15 protein-coding genes and 1 pseudogene are annotated in these 17,927 nt (G+C 57.1%); 5 read left to right on the top strand and 11 right to left on the bottom strand.

Annotated elements, in window-relative coordinates; all coding sequences use genetic code 11:
• Positions 1-73: 73 nt before the first annotated feature.
• The 6 genes and pseudogenes from ABLU67_RS09160 to ABLU67_RS09185 all read right to left on the bottom strand — a co-directional run.
• Positions 74-2,287 (bottom strand): annotated as a pseudogene (locus ABLU67_RS09160) (YgiQ family radical SAM protein); the annotation flags it as partial.
• A gap of 30 nt (positions 2,288-2,317) precedes the next feature.
• Positions 2,318-3,730, bottom strand: coding sequence for a cell division protein FtsP (ftsP, locus tag ABLU67_RS09165; RefSeq protein ID WP_004854230.1), 1,413 nt, complete (start codon positions 3,728-3,730; stop codon positions 2,318-2,320).
• An 84-nt stretch (positions 3,731-3,814) separates the two neighbouring features.
• Positions 3,815-4,552: a 1-acylglycerol-3-phosphate O-acyltransferase gene (gene plsC / locus ABLU67_RS09170; protein ID WP_004125254.1), complete on the bottom strand. Its 738-nt coding sequence runs from the start codon at positions 4,550-4,552 to the stop codon at positions 3,815-3,817.
• Between the two features lie 192 nt (positions 4,553-4,744).
• Positions 4,745-7,003, bottom strand: coding sequence for a DNA topoisomerase IV subunit A (gene parC, locus ABLU67_RS09175; RefSeq protein ID WP_064358273.1), 2,259 nt, complete (start codon positions 7,001-7,003; stop codon positions 4,745-4,747).
• 122 nt (positions 7,004-7,125) lie between these two features.
• Positions 7,126-7,995: an AraC family transcriptional regulator gene (locus tag ABLU67_RS09180; protein ID WP_032751285.1), complete on the bottom strand. Its 870-nt coding sequence runs from the start codon at positions 7,993-7,995 to the stop codon at positions 7,126-7,128.
• A 77-nt stretch (positions 7,996-8,072) separates the two neighbouring features.
• Positions 8,073-8,480, bottom strand: coding sequence for a YgiW/YdeI family stress tolerance OB fold protein (locus tag ABLU67_RS09185; RefSeq protein WP_014839568.1), 408 nt, complete (start codon positions 8,478-8,480; stop codon positions 8,073-8,075).
• 150 nt (positions 8,481-8,630) lie between these two features.
• On the opposite strand from ABLU67_RS09185, the gene qseB reads away from it, so the two are divergent.
• The 4 genes from qseB to ABLU67_RS09205 all read left to right on the top strand — a co-directional run bounded on the left by qseB (position 8,631) and on the right by ABLU67_RS09205 (position 11,730).
• Positions 8,631-9,290, top strand: a complete 660-nt coding sequence (qseB, locus tag ABLU67_RS09190) for a quorum sensing response regulator transcription factor QseB (protein WP_014226870.1) — start codon at positions 8,631-8,633, stop codon at positions 9,288-9,290.
• A complete protein-coding gene (gene qseC / locus ABLU67_RS09195) occupies positions 9,287-10,636 on the top strand; it encodes a quorum sensing histidine kinase QseC (RefSeq protein WP_348852268.1) in 1,350 nt (449 codons plus the stop codon). Before qseB ends, qseC begins: the two co-directional genes overlap by 4 nt.
• A 106-nt stretch (positions 10,637-10,742) precedes the next feature.
• Positions 10,743-11,324 (top strand): NAD(P)H-dependent oxidoreductase, encoded by a 582-nt coding sequence (locus ABLU67_RS09200; protein WP_014226872.1) that lies wholly within the window; start codon positions 10,743-10,745, stop codon positions 11,322-11,324.
• 91 nt (positions 11,325-11,415) lie between these two features.
• Positions 11,416-11,730 carry a putative quinol monooxygenase gene (locus ABLU67_RS09205; protein ID WP_004125281.1) on the top strand — a complete coding sequence of 105 codons (315 nt, stop codon included), beginning with the start codon at positions 11,416-11,418 and terminating at the stop codon, positions 11,728-11,730.
• 41 nt (positions 11,731-11,771) lie between these two features.
• On the opposite strand, the gene parE is transcribed toward ABLU67_RS09205, so the two are convergent.
• From parE to nudF, 5 genes are read right to left on the bottom strand one after another with little or no spacing between them, the layout of a single operon-like run.
• Positions 11,772-13,667 (bottom strand): DNA topoisomerase IV subunit B, encoded by a 1,896-nt coding sequence (gene parE / locus ABLU67_RS09210; RefSeq protein ID WP_004854242.1) that lies wholly within the window; start codon positions 13,665-13,667, stop codon positions 11,772-11,774.
• 30 nt (positions 13,668-13,697) lie between these two features.
• The gene (gene yqiA, locus ABLU67_RS09215) at positions 13,698-14,273 is read right to left on the bottom strand and encodes an esterase YqiA (RefSeq protein WP_004854243.1); all 576 of its coding nucleotides are present in this window, start codon (positions 14,271-14,273) and stop codon (positions 13,698-13,700) included.
• Positions 14,273-15,100: a 3',5'-cyclic-AMP phosphodiesterase gene (gene cpdA / locus ABLU67_RS09220; protein ID WP_004854245.1), complete on the bottom strand. Its 828-nt coding sequence runs from the start codon at positions 15,098-15,100 to the stop codon at positions 14,273-14,275. Before cpdA ends, yqiA begins: the two co-directional genes overlap by 1 nt.
• A 24-nt stretch (positions 15,101-15,124) precedes the next feature.
• The gene (locus ABLU67_RS09225) at positions 15,125-15,547 is read right to left on the bottom strand and encodes a DUF1249 family protein (protein WP_004854247.1); all 423 of its coding nucleotides are present in this window, start codon (positions 15,545-15,547) and stop codon (positions 15,125-15,127) included.
• The gene (gene nudF, locus ABLU67_RS09230; protein ID WP_004854249.1) at positions 15,544-16,176 is read right to left on the bottom strand and encodes an ADP-ribose diphosphatase; all 633 of its coding nucleotides are present in this window, start codon (positions 16,174-16,176) and stop codon (positions 15,544-15,546) included. Before nudF ends, ABLU67_RS09225 begins: the two co-directional genes overlap by 4 nt.
• A gap of 195 nt (positions 16,177-16,371) precedes the next feature.
• Between nudF and tolC the strand changes: the two genes are divergently transcribed.
• Positions 16,372-17,820 (top strand): outer membrane channel protein TolC, encoded by a 1,449-nt coding sequence (gene tolC / locus ABLU67_RS09235; protein WP_032692881.1) that lies wholly within the window; start codon positions 16,372-16,374, stop codon positions 17,818-17,820.
• Positions 17,821-17,927 lie beyond the last annotated feature (107 nt).

Below are 17,927 nucleotides of genomic sequence, written 5' to 3' on the forward strand. Positions count from 1 at the left end.
CAATGCAGCCGAATTAACGACCGGCGACCTTACCGCGTTTTACGGGCTTCTTCGCCGTCGCCCCGCCGTTCGAGCGCTGGTGCACAATCGGCGTATGCTTGGTCAGCGCCGGACGGGTGTGGCGGTTCTGGCGACGCGCTTCGCGCATTTCGTCGATCGTCGGCGCCGGTACCAGGCAATCGCGACGGCTGCCGATCAGGTGCTTTTTACCCATGGTTTCCAGCGCCTGGCGGATCAGCGGCCAGTTGGCCGGATCGTGATAGCGCAGCAGTGCCTTGTGCAGGCGGCGCTGTTTGTCACCCTTCGGCACCACCACATCCTCACTCTTATAGCCAATCTTACCCAGCGGGTTCTTGCCGGTGTAATACATGGTGGTCGAGTTCGCCAGCGGCGACGGATAGAAGTTCTGCACCTGATCCAGGCGGAAACGATGCTGTTTAAGCCACAGCGCCAGATTCACCATATCTTCATCCCGCGTGCCGGGGTGGGCGGAAATAAAGTATGGGATCAGATACTGCTCTTTACCGGCCTGCTTCGAATAGGTATCAAACAGCTCTTTAAAACGATCGTAGCTGCCCATACCCGGCTTCATCATTTTCGACAGCGGTCCCTCTTCCGTATGCTCCGGGGCAATCTTCAGATAGCCGCCAACGTGGTGGGTAGCCAGCTCTTTGATATAGCGCGGGTCTTCAACGGCGATGTCGTAACGTACGCCGGAAGCGATGAGGATCTTTTTGATGCCTTTCAGGTCACGGGCGCGGCGATAGAGATTAATCGTCGGCTCATGGTTAGTGTCCATATGCGGGCAGATATCCGGATAAACGCATGACAGGCGGCGGCAGGTCTGCTCGGCGCGCGGCGACTTGCAGCGCAGCATATACATGTTGGCCGTTGGGCCGCCAAGATCGGAAATAATGCCGGTAAAACCGGGAACCGTGTCGCGAATCGCTTCGATTTCATTGATGATCGAATCTTCGGAACGGCTCTGAATGATACGCCCCTCATGCTCGGTAATTGAGCAGAAGGAACAGCCGCCAAAACAGCCGCGCATAATGTTAATCGAGAAGCGGATCATCTCGTAGGCCGGAATGCGGGCATCGCCGTATGAGGGATGCGGAACGCGCTTATACGGCAGGGCAAACACGCTATCCATCTCTTCGGTGGAGAGCGGGATTGCGGGCGGGTTAACCCAGATATAGCGCTCGCCGTGCTTCTGCATCAGCGCGCGGGCGCAGCCGGGGTTGGTTTCATGGTGCAGAATACGCGACGCGTGCGCGTAGAGAACCTTGTCGCCTTTCACCTTCTCAAAGGAAGGCAGCAGGACGTAGGTCTTCTCCCACGGCTTCGGACGCGGGGGCTGCACGGTAACGCGCTTCGCTTCCTGTTTTGGCGGTGCGACGGTTTTGTTATCCGCGCACGGCAAATCTTCACCGTACGGATGCGGAATCGGGTCGATTTTCCCCGGCGTATCCAGACGCGTGGAATCCACTCCGCTCCAGCCCGGCAGCGCCTCTTTCACCATGATGGCGGTGTTGCGTACGTCACGAATTTGCCCGATGGGCTCGCCGGCGGCCAGACGGTGCGCCACTTCCACCAGCGGACGCTCGCCGTTGCCGAACATCAGCATATCGGCTTTGGAGTCCACCAGAACCGAGCGACGCACGGTATCAGACCAGTAGTCGTAGTGCGCGGTACGGCGCAGGCTGGCTTCGATACCGCCGAGGATCACCGGGACATCTTTCCAGGCTTCTTTACAGCGCTGGGTATAGACCAGCGTGGCGCGATCCGGGCGTTTACCGGCAACGTTACCCGCCGTATAGGCATCGTCATGACGCAGCTTGCGGTCGGCGGTGTAGCGGTTGATCATCGAATCCATGTTGCCGGCGGTGACGCCGAAGAACAGATTCGGTTTACCCAGGCGCATAAAATCGTTTTTATTATTCCAGTCCGGCTGGGAAATAATCCCCACGCGAAACCCCTGCGCTTCCAGCATGCGTCCGCAAATCGCCATGCCGAAGCTCGGGTGATCGACATAGGCATCGCCGGTAACCAGAATGATGTCGCAGCTATCCCAGCCAAGTTGATCCATCTCTTCTCGCGACATCGGCAAGAACGGCGCGGGGCCAAAGCAGGCGGCCCAGTACTGCGGCCAGGAGAAAAGGTCACGATCCGGTTGGATCAGGGATATTGCGCTCATATTGCTTCCGGGGAAATGATAAAAAAATAATCAAAAAGGGCGGCGATTATAAGCCGGAACGATGGAAGAAATGAAGGAGGTTTTTCCAATCCCGGCCGCATGGAACCGGGACAGAATAAATTACGGCGCCGGATTCACCAGAATCTGGCCAATGGAACCCCGGTCGGCAAGCTCCAGCGTCTGGCTTAAATACTGGAACGGGAAGTGCGGCCAGGAGGGCTGATTGTAATAGACCAACAGTTCAACTTGGCCGTCGATCCAGACGGTATCCTTCCAGCCGCGATCTTCCGGGAACGGCGCGGAGCCGTTGACGTTACGCACCTGGAACATGACGCCTTCAATATGGAACGACTGCGGCCGGTCGGCGCGCACAATCCAGCGCTCCCAGGTGCCCTGCTGCGCCGTAATATCGATACGCTGCGGATCCCACAGCTGACCGTTGATCCCCGGATCGTCGCCAAGGGTGATCTCACGGCTGCGAATCGCCGCGCCGGCCAGAATTTCCGTCGGCAGCAAACGCACGGGCAGACTATCGGTCACCAGCGGCAGCAGGCCCGTCGGGCGCAATGTCAGAATCAGCGTGGAGATCAGAATGCTCGACGGCTCGAAGAAGCCGCGAATACGATCGACGATGCTTGCCGCTTCCCCGCAGGTGATCGACACTTCATCGCCGTTGGTCATATCGACCAGAATTTCTCGACGCTCGCCCGGCGCCAGCGACAGCTGCTTCAGCGAAACCGGCGCGGGCAGGAGCCCCTGGTCACCGGAAATCACGTGCAGCAATCGGCCATCGCTCATCTGCAGCTGATAGCGACGGGAGTTGGACGCATTCAGCAGGCGCAGGCGCACCCAGCCGCGCGACACCTCAACGAAAGGCCCCTGTACGCCGTTCACCAGCAGCGTATCGCCCACGAAACCACCGCTACCGGGCTCGCTGTATTCAGGCGTACCGAAGTTATCCAGACGCTTGTCCTGAATAATCACCGGGAAATCATCCACGCCGTAGTGATTGGGGATCGGCAGATTCTTACTGACATCATCTTCCACCAGCCACATGCCGGCCAGGCCGTTATAGACCTGTTTTGCCATATGGTTTGGGGTGTTGGCCTGATACCACAGGGTCGCCGCGCTTTGGCGGATTGGCAGTACCGGCGCCCAGTCGGCGTTAGCGGACATCATGCGCGCGGCGCCGCCGATCAGCGGACCGGGGACCTGCAGACCACGGATGGTCATCGCCACGTTTTCCGTCAGGCGGTTGCTGTAGATCAGCTTGACATCGTCGCCGTTCCAGACGCGAATGGTTGGCCCCATATAGCGACCGTTAATCCCCCACACCGAGGCGCGGGTACCGGGCGTAAACGACCAGTGCGCGCGCTGTAGCGTCAAGAATAGCGGCTGCCCGCGGCGGGACTCCAGCAGAGGGGGGATCGGCAGCGCAGGCTGCTGGCCAGCGGCCTGTGCCTTCAGCGGCGCGGCGCCCGCGCACAGCGCTACGCCTGAAGCCTTAATGAACTGACGCCGACTGAGTGACATATTAACTCCATGAAATACTGACTAATTAATAAGGGAATTCGTTTCCCGCCAGCAATCCGCGCGCTGTTTGCGGCGTTTCCTGTGTTATTTCTTTGCGGCCGCTTCGCGTTCGGCAACTTCTTTATCCAGCTCAGCGATTTTCGCGGACATCAGCTCGCGGCAGTGCGTGGCCAGCGCGCGAACGCCCTCTTTTCCATACTGGCTGGTATCTACCGGCGGCAGCATTTCTACAATCACCAGACCGTTATTCAGGCGATTGAGATTAATTTTATTCGATGTATTAGACACGCACACCGGAATAATGGGCACGCCAGCCGCGACAGCAGCATGAAAAGCGCCGGTTTTAAAAGGCAGCAAACCGCGGCCGCGGCTGCGGGTCCCTTCCGGAAACATCCAAAAAGAGATATTGCGCTTTTTAAATGCGTTCACGACTTCGGCAATAGTGCCATGCGCCTTTGCCCGGTTATTGCGATCGATCAGCAGGTTCCCCGTCAGCCAGTAGAGCTGGCCGAAAAAGGGGATCCACGCCAGGCTCTTTTTACCTACGGTCACGGTCGGCGGCTGCACGATATTTGATGCCGTCACCATATCATAGTTATTCTGGTGGTTAGCGATATAGATAGCGTTGCCGTAGCTTTCCGCGTCGGCTGGCTTGCGCAGCTCGACTTTCAGGCCGAAGACCGGCGACAGTTTGCCAAACAGGTGGCCGAAGGTGGCGACGTGCTTAGGGTTACGCGGGCTGAACAGACAATAAATACAGCCGAAGATGCAGACCAGAATACAATAGATGACAACGATAATTAGTCGAAAAATAAATAGCATAGCTACCTCTGAAACCCAAACCGCTTAGAATTATACTCGCTGTTTCGCAGATTGCAGGCATCGGGCATCATTGCAAAGCGCGTTGCGCATCTCGAATGACGCTGGCGGATATTGTTCATCGCAATGCCTGAATAAACAACGATTTTGCGGTAAATATTAACCTCCCCCGCCGAACCGCGGGGGAGGATGTTCCTACTCTTCGCTATCGCCCGCGGAGGCGCGACGCGGTGAATCAATCTCCACCCGGTCAATTTTCTGTAATCCGCGCATCAGAGAGCCGCGGCGGCCGCGCTCGCCGGTGACTTTTTGCAGCTCTTCCGGGCGTAGTTTGATTTTCCGTTTGCCGACGTGAATCGTCAGCGTACTTTGCGGCGGCAGAACGAACAGGTGCGCCAGGCCATCCTGGCCCGCAGCCGCTTCCGCCGACGGAATACTGATGATCTTGTTGCCTTTGCCTTTCGACAGCTGCGGCAGGTCGCTCACCGGGAACATCAGCATGCGGCCGGCTGCGGTAATGGCCAGCAGCATATCGGACTCATCCTCAATCACCAGCGGCGGCATTACGTGCGCGTTATCCGGAAGGCTAATCAACGTCTTACCGGCACGATTGCGCGCGACCAGATCGTTGAAAGTACAAATAAACCCGTATCCTGCGTCGCAAGCCAGCAGCAGTTTTTGGTCATCGGCCTCCATCAGCATATGTTCTACCGTCGCCCCCGGCGGCAGCGTCAGCTTACCGGTGAGCGGCTCGCCCTGTCCGCGTGCGGACGGCAGGGTGATCGGGTCAATCGCGTAGCTACGCCCGGTGGTGTCAATAAAGACCACCGGCTGATTGCTCTTCCCTTTCACTGCGGCTTTAAAACTGTCGCCCGCTTTATAGTTCAGCCCCGGCGCGTCGATATCGTGGCCTTTGGCGCTGCGCACCCAGCCGCTCTGCGACAGAACGATGGTGACCGGCTCGGACGGCAGCATATCGTGCTCGCTCATCGCTTTCGCTTCTTCACGCTCGCGCAGCGGCGAACGGCGATCGTCGCCAAAGGCGTCGGCGTCGGCCTGCAGCTCTTTCTTCAGCAGGTTATTCATTTTGCGTTCAGAAGCCAGAATGGCCTGCAGATGGTCGCGCTCTTTTTCCAGCTCGTTCTGCTCACCGCGAATCTTCATCTCTTCCAGCCGGGCGAGATGACGCAGTTTTAACTCCAGAATCGCTTCCGCCTGAGTTTCGCTGATGCCAAAGCGCGACATCAGGGCCGGCTTCGGCTCATCTTCGTGACGGATAATTTCGATAACTTCATCGATATTCAGAAACGCCACCAGCAAACCTTCCAGGATATGCAGGCGCTTAAGGACTTTTTCCAGACGGTAGCTGAGACGACGGCGCACGGTATCGCGGCGGAAAGTCAGCCATTCCGAGAGGATTTCCAGCAGATTTTTTACCGCCGGACGGTTATCGAGCCCGATCATATTCAGGTTGATACGATAGCTCTTTTCCAGATCGGTCGTCGCGAACAGGTGGTTCATCACCTGCTCCATATCCACGCGGTTAGAGCGCGGGACGATCACCAGGCGAGTCGGGTTTTCGTGATCCGATTCGTCGCGCAGGTCATCCACCATCGGCAGCTTTTTGTTGCGCATCTGGGCGGCGATCTGCTCGAGCACGCGGGCGCCGGAAACCTGATGCGGCAGCGCGCTGATCACCACCGCGCCGTCTTCTTTCGTCCACACCGCGCGCATCCGCACCGAACCGCGGCCGTTCTGATAGATTTTGCGGATTTCGGCGCGGGGGGTGATGATTTCCGCTTCGGTCGGGTAATCCGGCCCCTGTACGATATCCAGCAGATCGTCCAGCGAGGTCTGCGGTTTTTCAATCAGGGTAATGGCCGCCTGAGCGACTTCACGCAGGTTGTGCGGCGGAATATCCGTCGCCATGCCGACGGCAATGCCGGTAGTGCCGTTGAGCAGAATATTAGGCAAGCGCGCAGGCAACATCTTCGGCTCCTGCAAAGTGCCGTCGAAGTTCGGTACCCAGTCAACGGTGCCCTGCCCCAGTTCGCTCAGCAGCAGTTCAGCATACTTCGACAAACGGGATTCGGTATAACGCATCGCGGCGAAGGATTTAGGATCGTCCGGTGCCCCCCAGTTCCCCTGACCGTCAACCAGCGGATAGCGGTAAGAGAAGGGTTGCGCCATCAGCACCATGGCTTCATAGCAGGCGCTATCGCCGTGCGGATGGTATTTACCCAGCACGTCGCCGACGGTGCGGGCGGACTTTTTGAACTTGGCGCTGGCGTTGAGACCCAGCTCAGACATCGCATAGACGATGCGACGCTGGACCGGCTTCAGGCCATCGCCAATAAACGGCAGCGCCCTGTCCATGATGACGTACATGGAGTAGTTCAGGTAGGCGTTTTCCGTAAATTCGTGCAGCGCAAGGCGCTCTGCCATATCGCTCATTAATCGTGAATCCTCAATCTGCGTACCGGCCGTTCGGACGGCAAAACTACCGGCGATAATACCCTATCTAACGCCCTGAGTCACAGGGCGTTAGGCCGGTTGAGGAATTCAGTGGACATCCTTCATTTCAGCGGAAGATAAACGTCCGTCTGCAGCTCATGTTCACCGACTTCATGCACGAAAGTGAAGTAGCGAAAGAAAACAGGGAAATCGCGCAGCGACTCTCCCGATGCGGGCAGCCAGTCGCGATAAAGAAACCAGATGCTCTGCGCGAGCGTGTCCAGAGAGCCATGATGACGCACCACTGCGCAACGTCCGCCGGGGATCTCGCCATTCACCACGCCGAAGCTGTTTTCCGGCACCGGCTGGCTGACCGTACCGCCAATATCGAAACGAAAATCGTCAGCCGGGGTGGCCGCGGGGTCGTCCCAGGAGATTCCCCAGGTTGCGCAGCTGGCGACCGGGGACAGACCGCTCACCTTGCGCCAGGCGATAAACTTCGCGGCGGTCTCATTGACTAAATCAGGGTTGCCGCGATGCCGCAGCCTCGCGATCTGAGTGGTAGGTAGCTGGATTATTTTAACATCCATCGGGTGTTGCTCCTGTAGCGTATGTTTCGGCACACGTCGATGCCATTCCAGCCAGTCCGGCTGTTGACGGAACTGGCTGGGGCTTTGCGCGAAAGCGCTGCGGAAGGCACGGCTGAACGACTCAGGATTCTGGAACCCCGCATCAAGGGCAATATCGATAATCTTTTCCTGTGGATTAAACGCCAGTCGCCAACAGGCGCGACGCAGACGTAGCCACTGGATATAGCGATAGAGCGGTACCCCGCTATAGGCGCTGAATTGCCGGTGAAAATGATACGGCGAGCTGTGGGCTATCGCACTAAGCGTCTCCAGCGACAGCGGCGTGTCCAGATGGCGTTCAATGTACAAGCACACTTGCTGAAAACGCCCGGCAAAGGCCGGGCTTACCTGAGTATCGTTCATCGCATCCTCCCGGAAACATACTCTGACAGAGCGAGGAGTGCGGTTCCTGACCGATCTTGCTTAAGATGATAAGAAAATTATGGCGTGATTTTACGAATCTGCTTTACGTCGATTTCCACTGAGTTCCAGTCTTTATCCACTTCACCCTGAATCTCTACCGTATCCTGCGGGGTCACGGTCACGCCGTTCCAGCGCTTGTGATCGATATCGACGTTCACGGTGCCGGAGCTGTCCTGGAATTTATACAGGTCGTCGGAAATACGCTCCACGATTTTACCGCGCAGGGTCACCCAGGTATCGTCACGCAGGCTTTTCGCATTCGCAACCGTCGTTACGCTCCCGTTCGGGCCAATGAACCCGCCGTTTTGCGTGGTCGTCTGGCTGGTTTGCGTCGAGCCGGGTCCGGAAAATCCGCCCTGCCCGGCGGCCAGTACCGGCATGGAAACTAAGGCGATGATAGCGGTCATTGCGGCGATTTTCTTCATGATGTGTTCTCCCTTTGTGTTTATATCGTCACTATTACACCGGGCAAAACTTAACGACTTCTTAAGCGGAAAAAATAAATTTTATTCCTGTACAGCGCGCGCCGCAACGCGCTTTACTGCGGGAATATCCGAGGGACACAGGAGCAGAAAATGCGCATTTTACTGGTGGAAGACGACAAACTGATCGGCGACGGCCTTAAAACCGGACTGACCAAGCTGGGCTTCAGCGTCGACTGGTTTACCCGCGGCGAAGAGGGCAAAGCCGCGCTGTACCACGCCCCTTACGACGCCATTATTCTGGACCTGACCCTGCCCGGCATCGATGGGCTGGATATTCTGCGCGAATGGCGCGACAAAGGCCGCCACGAACCGGTACTGATCCTCACCGCCCGCGACGCGCTCAGCCAGCGCGTTGAAGGGTTACGTCTCGGCGCCGATGACTACCTCTGCAAACCTTTCGCACTGGTTGAAGTCGCCGCGCGTCTGGAAGCGCTGATGCGTCGCGCCCACGGCCACAGCAGCAGCGAGCTGCGGCACGGCAATGTTGTTCTCGATCCAGGCCGACTCACGACCACGCTAAACGGCGAGAGCCTGCCGCTCAAGCCAAAGGAGTTTGCTCTGCTGGAACTCCTGATGCGCAACGCCGGACGCGTGCTGCCGCGTAAGCTGATTGAGGAAAAGCTCTATAGCTGGGATGACGATGTCTCCAGTAACGCGGTAGAAGTGCACGTCCATCATCTACGCCGTAAGCTCGGCAGCGGCTTCATTCGCACCGTGCACGGCATCGGCTATACCCTGGGGGATGCATGAAACGGCTGGGTAGACTGAGCCTGCGCGTCCGCCTGACGCTGCTTTTTCTGCTGCTGACCAGCGCCGCCTGGGGCATTGCCAGTCTTGTGGCCTGGCAACAAACCGCCGACAAGCTGGATAAGCTGTTCGATACCCAGCAGCTGCTGTTCGCCCGCCGCCTGAGCGCGATGAATGTTGACGAACTCCATACCCTCGCTCCGCAGGTACGGGAGCAGAAAAAGGTCAAACATGGCCATCTCGATGACGATGCGCTGGCTTTCGCTATCTTTACCGCCGATGGCAAAATGGTGCTTAACGATGGCGAAAATGGCCAGGATATCCAGTGGGGTAACCATCGGGAGGGGTTCAGCGATGGCTACCTGCGCGGCGACGATGACGAGTGGCGCTTCCTGTGGCTTACCACCCGCGACGGTCGCCATCGTATCGCCGTCGGTCAGGAGTGGGATTACCGCCGCGAGATGGCGCTGGATATTGTCACCTCCCAGCTTACTCCCTGGCTGGTTGCGCTGCCGCTGATGTTTTTGCTGCTCATCGTGCTGTTGAGCCGGGAGCTGGCGCCGCTGAAAAAGCTGGCCACCACGCTGCGCGCCCGGGCGCCGGACTCCGCCGAAACGCTAAATAGCGAGAACGTGCCCAGCGAAGTTCGCCCGCTGGTCGACGCGCTAAATCAGCTCTTTACCCGGACGCATGACACCATGATCCGCGAGCGTCGCTTCACGTCCGATGCCGCCCACGAGCTGCGCAGCCCGCTGGCGGCGCTGAAGGTGCAGACCGAAGTGGCTCAGCTCTCAACGGACGATCCGCAAGGGCTGGATAAAGCGCTGGCGCAGCTTCACCACGGGATCGATCGCGCCACTCGCCTGGTCGACCAGCTGCTCACCCTGTCGCGTCTGGATTCGCTGGCGCAGCTGGACGATCTCCAGACTATCGCCCTTGATGAACTGCTGCAGTCGGCGGTCATGGAGATGTACCACCCCGCGCAGCAGGCCGGCGTTGAGCTACGCCTGCACCTGAACGCGAAAAACATCACGCGCACCGGCCAGCCGCTGCTGCTGAGCCTGCTGGTGCGCAATCTTCTGGATAACGCCGTGCGCTATAGCGCCGCCGGACGCCAGGTCGACATCATCCTTGATGCGGGTGAATTTCGCGTACGCGATAACGGCCCGGGCATCAGCGCCGAGGCCCTGACGCGCATCGGCGAGCGCTTTTATCGCCCTCCCGGCCAGGAACAACCCGGCAGCGGCCTTGGGCTCTCCATCGTCAAACGCATCGCCGCGCTGCACGGGATGACGGCCAGCTTCGACAACGCCCGGGACGGCGGATTCGAGGCGCGCATTCGCTGGTAGCGGCATTATTGCTAAAAAAGCAAAAGACTTTGCACATTTTGCTCATTTTACCGCTTTGCCCTGCGGGGTAAAATTAGCCTCAAAATTGAAAAGTTGAGGATAAAAAATGAGCAACATCCTGATTATTAACGGTGCGAAAAAATTCGCCCACTCTAACGGCCAGCTGAACGACACCCTGACCGAGGTCGCGGATGGTTATCTGCGCGACGCCGGGCATGATGTTAAGGTCGTCCGCGCCGAGAGCGACTACGACATCAAAGAAGAAGTGCAGAATTTTCTCTGGGCAGACGTGGTTATCTGGCAGATGCCGGGCTGGTGGATGGGCGCACCGTGGACGGTGAAAAAGTACATTGATGATGTCTTTACCGAAGGTCACGGCGCGCTGTATGCCAGCGATGGCCGCACCCGCTCCGACGCCAGTAAGAAATATGGTTCCGGCGGCCTGATTCAGGGGAAAAAATATATGCTGTCCCTGACCTGGAACGCGCCGATGGAAGCGTTCACCGAGAAAGATCAGTTCTTCCACGGCGTTGGCGTCGACGGGGTGTACCTGCCATTCCATAAGGCCAACCAGTTCCTTGGGATGAGCGCCCTGCCCACCTTCATCGCCAACGATGTGATCAAAATGCCCGATGTTCCGCGTTATACGGCAGAATATCGCAAGCATCTGGCGGAAATTTTTGGTTAACTGTAGTGAGTTATGAAAAGACGACAAGCGCGGCTCATTTTAGCGGCGGCTTGAAGTATGATGAGAATATACAGAAGGAGTTGAGTTAACCATGTTGACAGTGATCGCTGAAATTCGCACTCGTCCGGGCCAACACCATCGTCAGGCGGTGCTGGATCAGTTCGCAAAAATTACCCCGACCGTTCTCCAGGAAGAAGGCTGCCACGGCTATGCGCCGCTGGTGGATCACGCCGCTGGCGTCAGTTTTCAGACTACTTCACCGGATTCCATCGTGATGGTCGAGCAGTGGGAAAGCGTCGCGCATCTTGAAGCGCACCTGCAGACGCCGCACATGAAAGCCTACGGCGAAGCCGTGAAAGGCGACGTGCTGGAAATGAATATTCGTATTCTTGAAGCGGGTATTTAAGCAAGCAAACGACATCGGCCGGTTTCCCGGCCGATTTTTTATTATCCGTCCAGCTCCGCCAGATCGCCCTTCTCCTGCAGCCAGTTACGCCGATCTTCAGAACGCTTCTTCGCTAACAGCATATCCATCATGGCGGTCGTCTGCTGCTCGTCTTCATCGTTGATAATCAGCTGTACCAGACGGCGGGTATTCGGATCCAGCGTGGTCTCGCGCAGCTGCATCGGGTTCATCTCACCCAGCCCTTTAAAGCGCTGCACGTTCGGCTTGCCTTTCTTGCGCTTAAGCTGCTCCAGCACGCCGGTTTTCTCTTCTTCTGTAAGCGCGTAATACACCTCTTTGCCGAGGTCGATACGGTACAGGGGCGGCAGCGCCACGTAGACGTGACCCTGCTTAACCAGCGTGCGGAAGTGCCTGACAAACAGCGCGCACAGCAGCGTCGCGATGTGCAGGCCGTCGGAGTCGGCATCCGCCAGAATACAAATCTTGCCGTAGCGCAGCTGGCTCAGGTCGTCACTATCCGGGTCGATACCGATGGCGACGGAAATATCATGCACTTCCTGGGAAGCCAGCACCTCATCGGAAGAGACTTCCCAGGTGTTCAGGATTTTACCTTTCAGCGGCATGATCGCCTGATACTCGCGATCGCGCGCCTGCTTGGCCGATCCGCCCGCCGAATCCCCTTCCACAAGGAACAGTTCGGTTCGGTTCAAATCCTGGGCGGTACAGTCCGCCAGCTTACCGGGCAGCGCCGGACCGCTGGTCAGCTTTTTACGCACCACTTTCTTCGCCGCGCGCAGGCGACGCTGGGCGCTGGAAATCGCCATTTCCGCCAGCAGCTCTGCCGACTGAACGTTCTGGTTCAGCCACAGGCTGAAGGCGTCTTTGACCACCCCTGAAACAAACGCGGCGCACTGACGTGAAGAGAGGCGCTCTTTCGTTTGCCCGGCAAACTGCGGGTCCTGCATCTTCACGGACAGGACGTAGGCGCAGCGCTCCCAGATATCTTCCGCCGACAGCTTCACGCCGCGCGGCAGAATATTGCGGTATTCGCAGAACTCGCGCATGGCGTCCAGCAGCCCCTGGCGCAGGCCGTTAACGTGGGTACCGCCCTGCATCGTCGGGATCAGGTTGACGTAGCTTTCGGTCAGCAGTTCACCGCCTTCCGGCAGCCACAGCAGCGCCCAGTCAACCGCTTCGGTATCGCCGGAGAAGGTGCCGACGAACGGTTTTTCCGGCAGCAGCGGCAGGCCGTTAACCGCTTCGCTAAGATAGTCGGTCAGACCATCGGCGTAGCACCAGCGCTGTTCGCTGTCGTTAACCAGATCGCGGAAAACAATCTCTACGCCCGGGCAGAGAACGGCCTTGGCCTTTAATAAATGAGAAAGGCGCGAGACGGAAAAACGCGGGCTATCGAAAAAGCTTTCGTCCGGCCAGAAGTGCACGCTGGTACCGGTATTGCGCTTACCGCAGGTACCGGTCACGTGGAGATCTTCTACTTTATCGCCGTTTTCAAACGCGATGCTGTAGACCTGGCCGTCGCGGCGCACGTTCACCTCAACGCGTTTCGATAAGGCGTTGACCACCGAAATCCCTACGCCGTGCAGGCCGCCGGAGAACTGGTAGTTCTTATTGGAGAACTTCCCCCCGGCGTGCAGGCGGCAAAGAATCAGTTCAACTGCCGGAACCCCCTCTTCAGGGTGGATATCCACCGGCATTCCGCGTCCATCGTCGATGACTTCCAGCGACTGATCGGCGTGGAGAATCACCTCCACGCGTTTCGCGTGACCGGCCAGGGCCTCATCCACGCTGTTATCAATAACTTCCTGACCAAGATGGTTTGGACGTGTGGTATCAGTGTACATTCCCGGACGGCGGCGAACCGGCTCTAGCCCGGTGAGTACCTCAATGGCATCAGCGTTATATGAAGATTGCGTCATGGTGTGTATTCGTAGGTCGTTCCGAACCGCTCAGCGCAGGCCCAGAAAATCGATAATCTGAGTGAAATGATCTTCAAAGCCAACAAATGCGTGATTACCGCCCTCCTCTACCGTTTGTCGGCAGGAGGCGAAATAATCCACGGCCTGGCGGTAATCAAGCACTTCATCACCCGTTTGCTGCAATAACCAGATTAAATCCGGCGCTTCCAGCGGGTCAATTTGCATGACCTTGAGATCGTAAATATGGCGAGACTCTAGCACATATTGCTGCCCCGTGTATGGATTCTCATTGGGGCCAAGGAAATTGTTCAACAGCTCAAACGGGCGCACCGCGGGGTTCACTACCACGGCGGGCAGCATAAAGCACTGCGATAGCCAGGTCGCGTAATATCCCCCCAGCGACGACCCGACAACGCCCAGCGGTTCACCGCCATGCTCCAGCACGATAGACTCCAGATGCTCAGCCGCCTGCGCGGGATAAACCGGGAGCTCCGGTATCACCATCGAGATGTCAGGATAGGTCTGCGCCAGCCACGCTTTCAGCGCAGTCGCTTTTGCCGACCGAGGCGAGCTGTTAAAACCATGCAGATAGAGAAGCGTAGACATCAGTATCCTTCTGAAGCGATATCCGGGTGAAATTTCACGCCTTCGAGGCGGCAAACTTCAGTGGTCAATGTGCCGTCAGGATGCAGTTCCAGCCAGCGCCAGCCTGGGGAGACGGTATCGAGCGTGAAGTTCGCGCAGTGCGGTTTAAACTGCACGCAGGTGGATGGCGTGGCCATCATGCGCCGTCCGTTCCAGTCAAGGTCCAGCTCCTGGTGAATATGGCCGCAGAGCAGATGCTTAACGCGAGGAAAAGCGGCCAGCGCGCAATCAAGCGCCCCGGCATTGCGCAGGCTATGCTGATCCAGCCAGCTACAGCCTGACGGCATGGGATGATGGTGCAACAGCAGCAGCGTATACCGCTGCGGAACTTCGGTCAGCTTCTGCTCAAGCCATTCCAGCTGGAAATCGCTCAGCTCGCCGTGCGGCACGCCGAACACCTGGCTATCCATCAGCAATACTTGCCAGTGGTCGCCCAGCAATACGCGTTTAGCGGGAGAGATGCCGGATTCCTGCAGCGTGCTGTACATTGCCGGTTGAAAATCATGATTACCCGGTAGCCAGACGCAGGGTGCAGTAAAACTCGCGATGCCTTCAGCAAAATGCTGGTAGGCCGCGGCAGAGTGATCTTGCGCCAAATCGCCTGTAGCAACGATCAGGTCGCACTCTCGCTGTGAGGCGTGGATCGCATCCAGTACGGCCTGATAGCTTTCCCAGGTATTGATACCTAACAGCGTTTCATGTTTTTCAGCAAACAGGTGAGTATCGGTAATTTGTAATATCCTGACTCTGGCCTCACCAGCCAAAGGTAGGTTTAACAGGCTTTCCAAATGGTGTCCTTAGGTTTCACGACGCTAACAAACCGGAATCGCCATCGCTCCATGTGCAAAACAGTATCGCAGCCAATCGGCCAGAAACTGATTAATTTGATGCTTTTCGTCGCGTTGATGCAACTTTTTATTAGGATAATCATACCGCGCTTTAAAGCGAAAGATCTGCTGACTTGAACACACTTCAGCGACCATTGCATCGTGATAGAGCCGTACCGTCATTGACGGCAGACTCCAGTAGCTCACCGACGGCGCCGTCTGTTCAATCGCCACTAACGTAGTGTAGCGGGTCGATTCGACGATGGTTAATCGGTATTGCGCGTTGCCCACCTGGTAACTCACCTTTTCTCCCGCTGCATCCGTTCGCGGCAACAGGCGGCGCAGCTGGGCAAAGTTGGTTTCACACAGGCGCATCATTTCAGGAAAGTCAGGCGTATAACGCTTCATTTTGTCCACTCGTTTCGTAAATTGTGATAATGCAGTTGCAGCCATTGCAGCGCGATGACAGAGGCTGCGTTGTCGATTTTCCCCTCTTCCACCCATCTGTAAGCCTGTTCCCGGCTCACCACATGAACGCGAATATCCTCGTTTTCGTCGGCCAGTCCATGAATTCCTTTTGCCGTCGTTGCATCGACTTCACCCACCATAATAGACAGCCTTTCGCTGGTGCCGCCGGGGCTGGCCAGGTAGCTCAGGACCGGTTTAACCCGGCCAACAATAAGCCCGGCCTCTTCCACCGCTTCACGACGGGCGACATCTTCAGGAGATTCGCCTTCTTCTATCATACCGGCGACCATTTCGAGCAGCCACGGGCTCGCGCTGGTATCATACGCCGCAATACGGATCTGCTCGACGAGCACAACTTCATCGCGTACCGGGTCAAAGGGTAGCAAGACTGCGGCGTGGCCGCGCTCAAAAATTTCGCGGGTCACTTCGCCGCTCATCCCGCCGTTGAACAGGCGATGGCGAAAACGATATAAATCGAGCGAAAAAAAACCGCGATAAAGCGTTTCGCGTGCAATAATTTCTACATCGTTTTTAGAGAAGGTAATCCCCTGCTGATTGACGTCGCTCATTTCGATATCCTGTAGAACATGAAGTTATGAATTTATAGGCGGTGTGGCTACCGTTTTACGGCTCGTATGCTAGATTGGTGCAAATTACCGCCCCATGGCACATAACGCCAACTTTTTACGGTAACAGACTCTATACAATCAGTGATTATTTTTAGAATTTGAGTAGCGCTAAATGCTTCACAACAAGGAATGCAAATGAAGAAACTCTTTCCCATCCTTATCGGCCTGGGCCTGACTGGCTTCAGCGCCATGAGCCAGGCTGAAAACCTGCTGCAGGTTTATCAGCAGGCGCGTGTCAGCAACCCTGATCTGCGTAAATCAGCAGCCGATCGTGATGCCGCATTCGAGAAGATCAACGAAGCGCGTAGCCCGTTATTGCCACAGCTCGGTCTGGGTGCAGATTATACCTATACCAGCGGCTTCCGTGATGCTAAAGACCAGAATTCCGACGTCACCAGCGGATCGCTGCAGCTCACGCAGGTTCTGTTTGATATGTCGAAATGGCGTGCGCTGACGCTGCAGGAAAAGAACGCCGGCATTCAGGACGTCACCTATCAGACGGATCAGCAAACGCTGATTCTGAACACCGCGACGGCCTATTTTAAAGTGCTGGCCGCGATCGATACGCTCTCCTATACCGAAGCGCAGAAACAGGCTATTTACCGCCAGTTAGATCAGACCACCCAGCGCTTTAACGTTGGCCTGGTGGCGATTACTGACGTACAGAACGCCCGTTCGCAGTACGATGCCGTGCTGGCGAATGAAGTCACCGCGCGCAACGACCTCGATAACGCCGTAGAAGGGCTGCGTCAGGTGACCGGCAACTACTATCCGGAGCTGGCCTCGCTGAACGTTGATGGGTTTAAAACCACTAAACCATCGGCGGTGAACGCGCTGTTGAAAGAAGCGGAAAACCGCAACCTGTCGCTGCTGCAGGCCCGACTCAGCCAGGACCTGGCGCGCGAGCAAATTCGCCAGGCGCAGGATGGGCATCTGCCGACCCTGAATTTAAACGCGTCCAGTAGCGTATCTAATAACAGCTACAGTGGTTCTAAAAACACCACGCAGGACAGAGATATCGGGCAGAACCAAATCGGCCTGAACTTCTCCCTGCCGCTGTATCAGGGCGGGATGGTGAACTCCCAGGTTAAACAGGCGCAGTACAACTTTGTCGGCGCCAGCGAGCAGCTGGAAAGCGCGCATCGTAGCGTGGTGCAGACCGTTCGTTCCTCTTTTAACAACGTGAACGCGTCCATCAGCAGCATCAATGCCTACAAACAGGCCGTGGTGTCTGCCCAAAGTTCACTGGATGCCATGGAAGCCGGTTATTCAGTGGGTACGCGTACTATCGTCGATGTCCTGGACGCGACCACCACGCTGTATAACGCAAAACAGCAGCTGTCCAACGCGCGTTATAACTACCTGATTAACGAGCTGAACATCAAGTCCGCGCTCGGTACGCTGAACGAGCAGGACCTGGTTGCGCTGAACAACACGCTGGGTAAAGCGATTCCGACCTCGCCGGACAGCGTGGCGCCGGAAAATCCGCAGCAGGATGCCAGCGCTGACGGCTACAGCAACACCGTCGCGGCAAAACCGGCGTCCGCACGCAGCACCAGCGGCAGCAATCCGTTCCGCCAGTAATTAAGCTTGCGCACTCCACGCTTCGCTTACCCCGCGGGTAAGCGAAGCGTTAAACGTAAGGCAACGTAAAGATCCCCCGCTTTCCGCCCCTATTCGCTTCATTTTCC

The sequence above is a fragment of the Klebsiella sp. GN_Kp190 genome (genome assembly GCF_040061795.1).
Classification (GTDB): Bacteria; Pseudomonadota; Gammaproteobacteria; order Enterobacterales; family Enterobacteriaceae; genus Klebsiella; species Klebsiella michiganensis.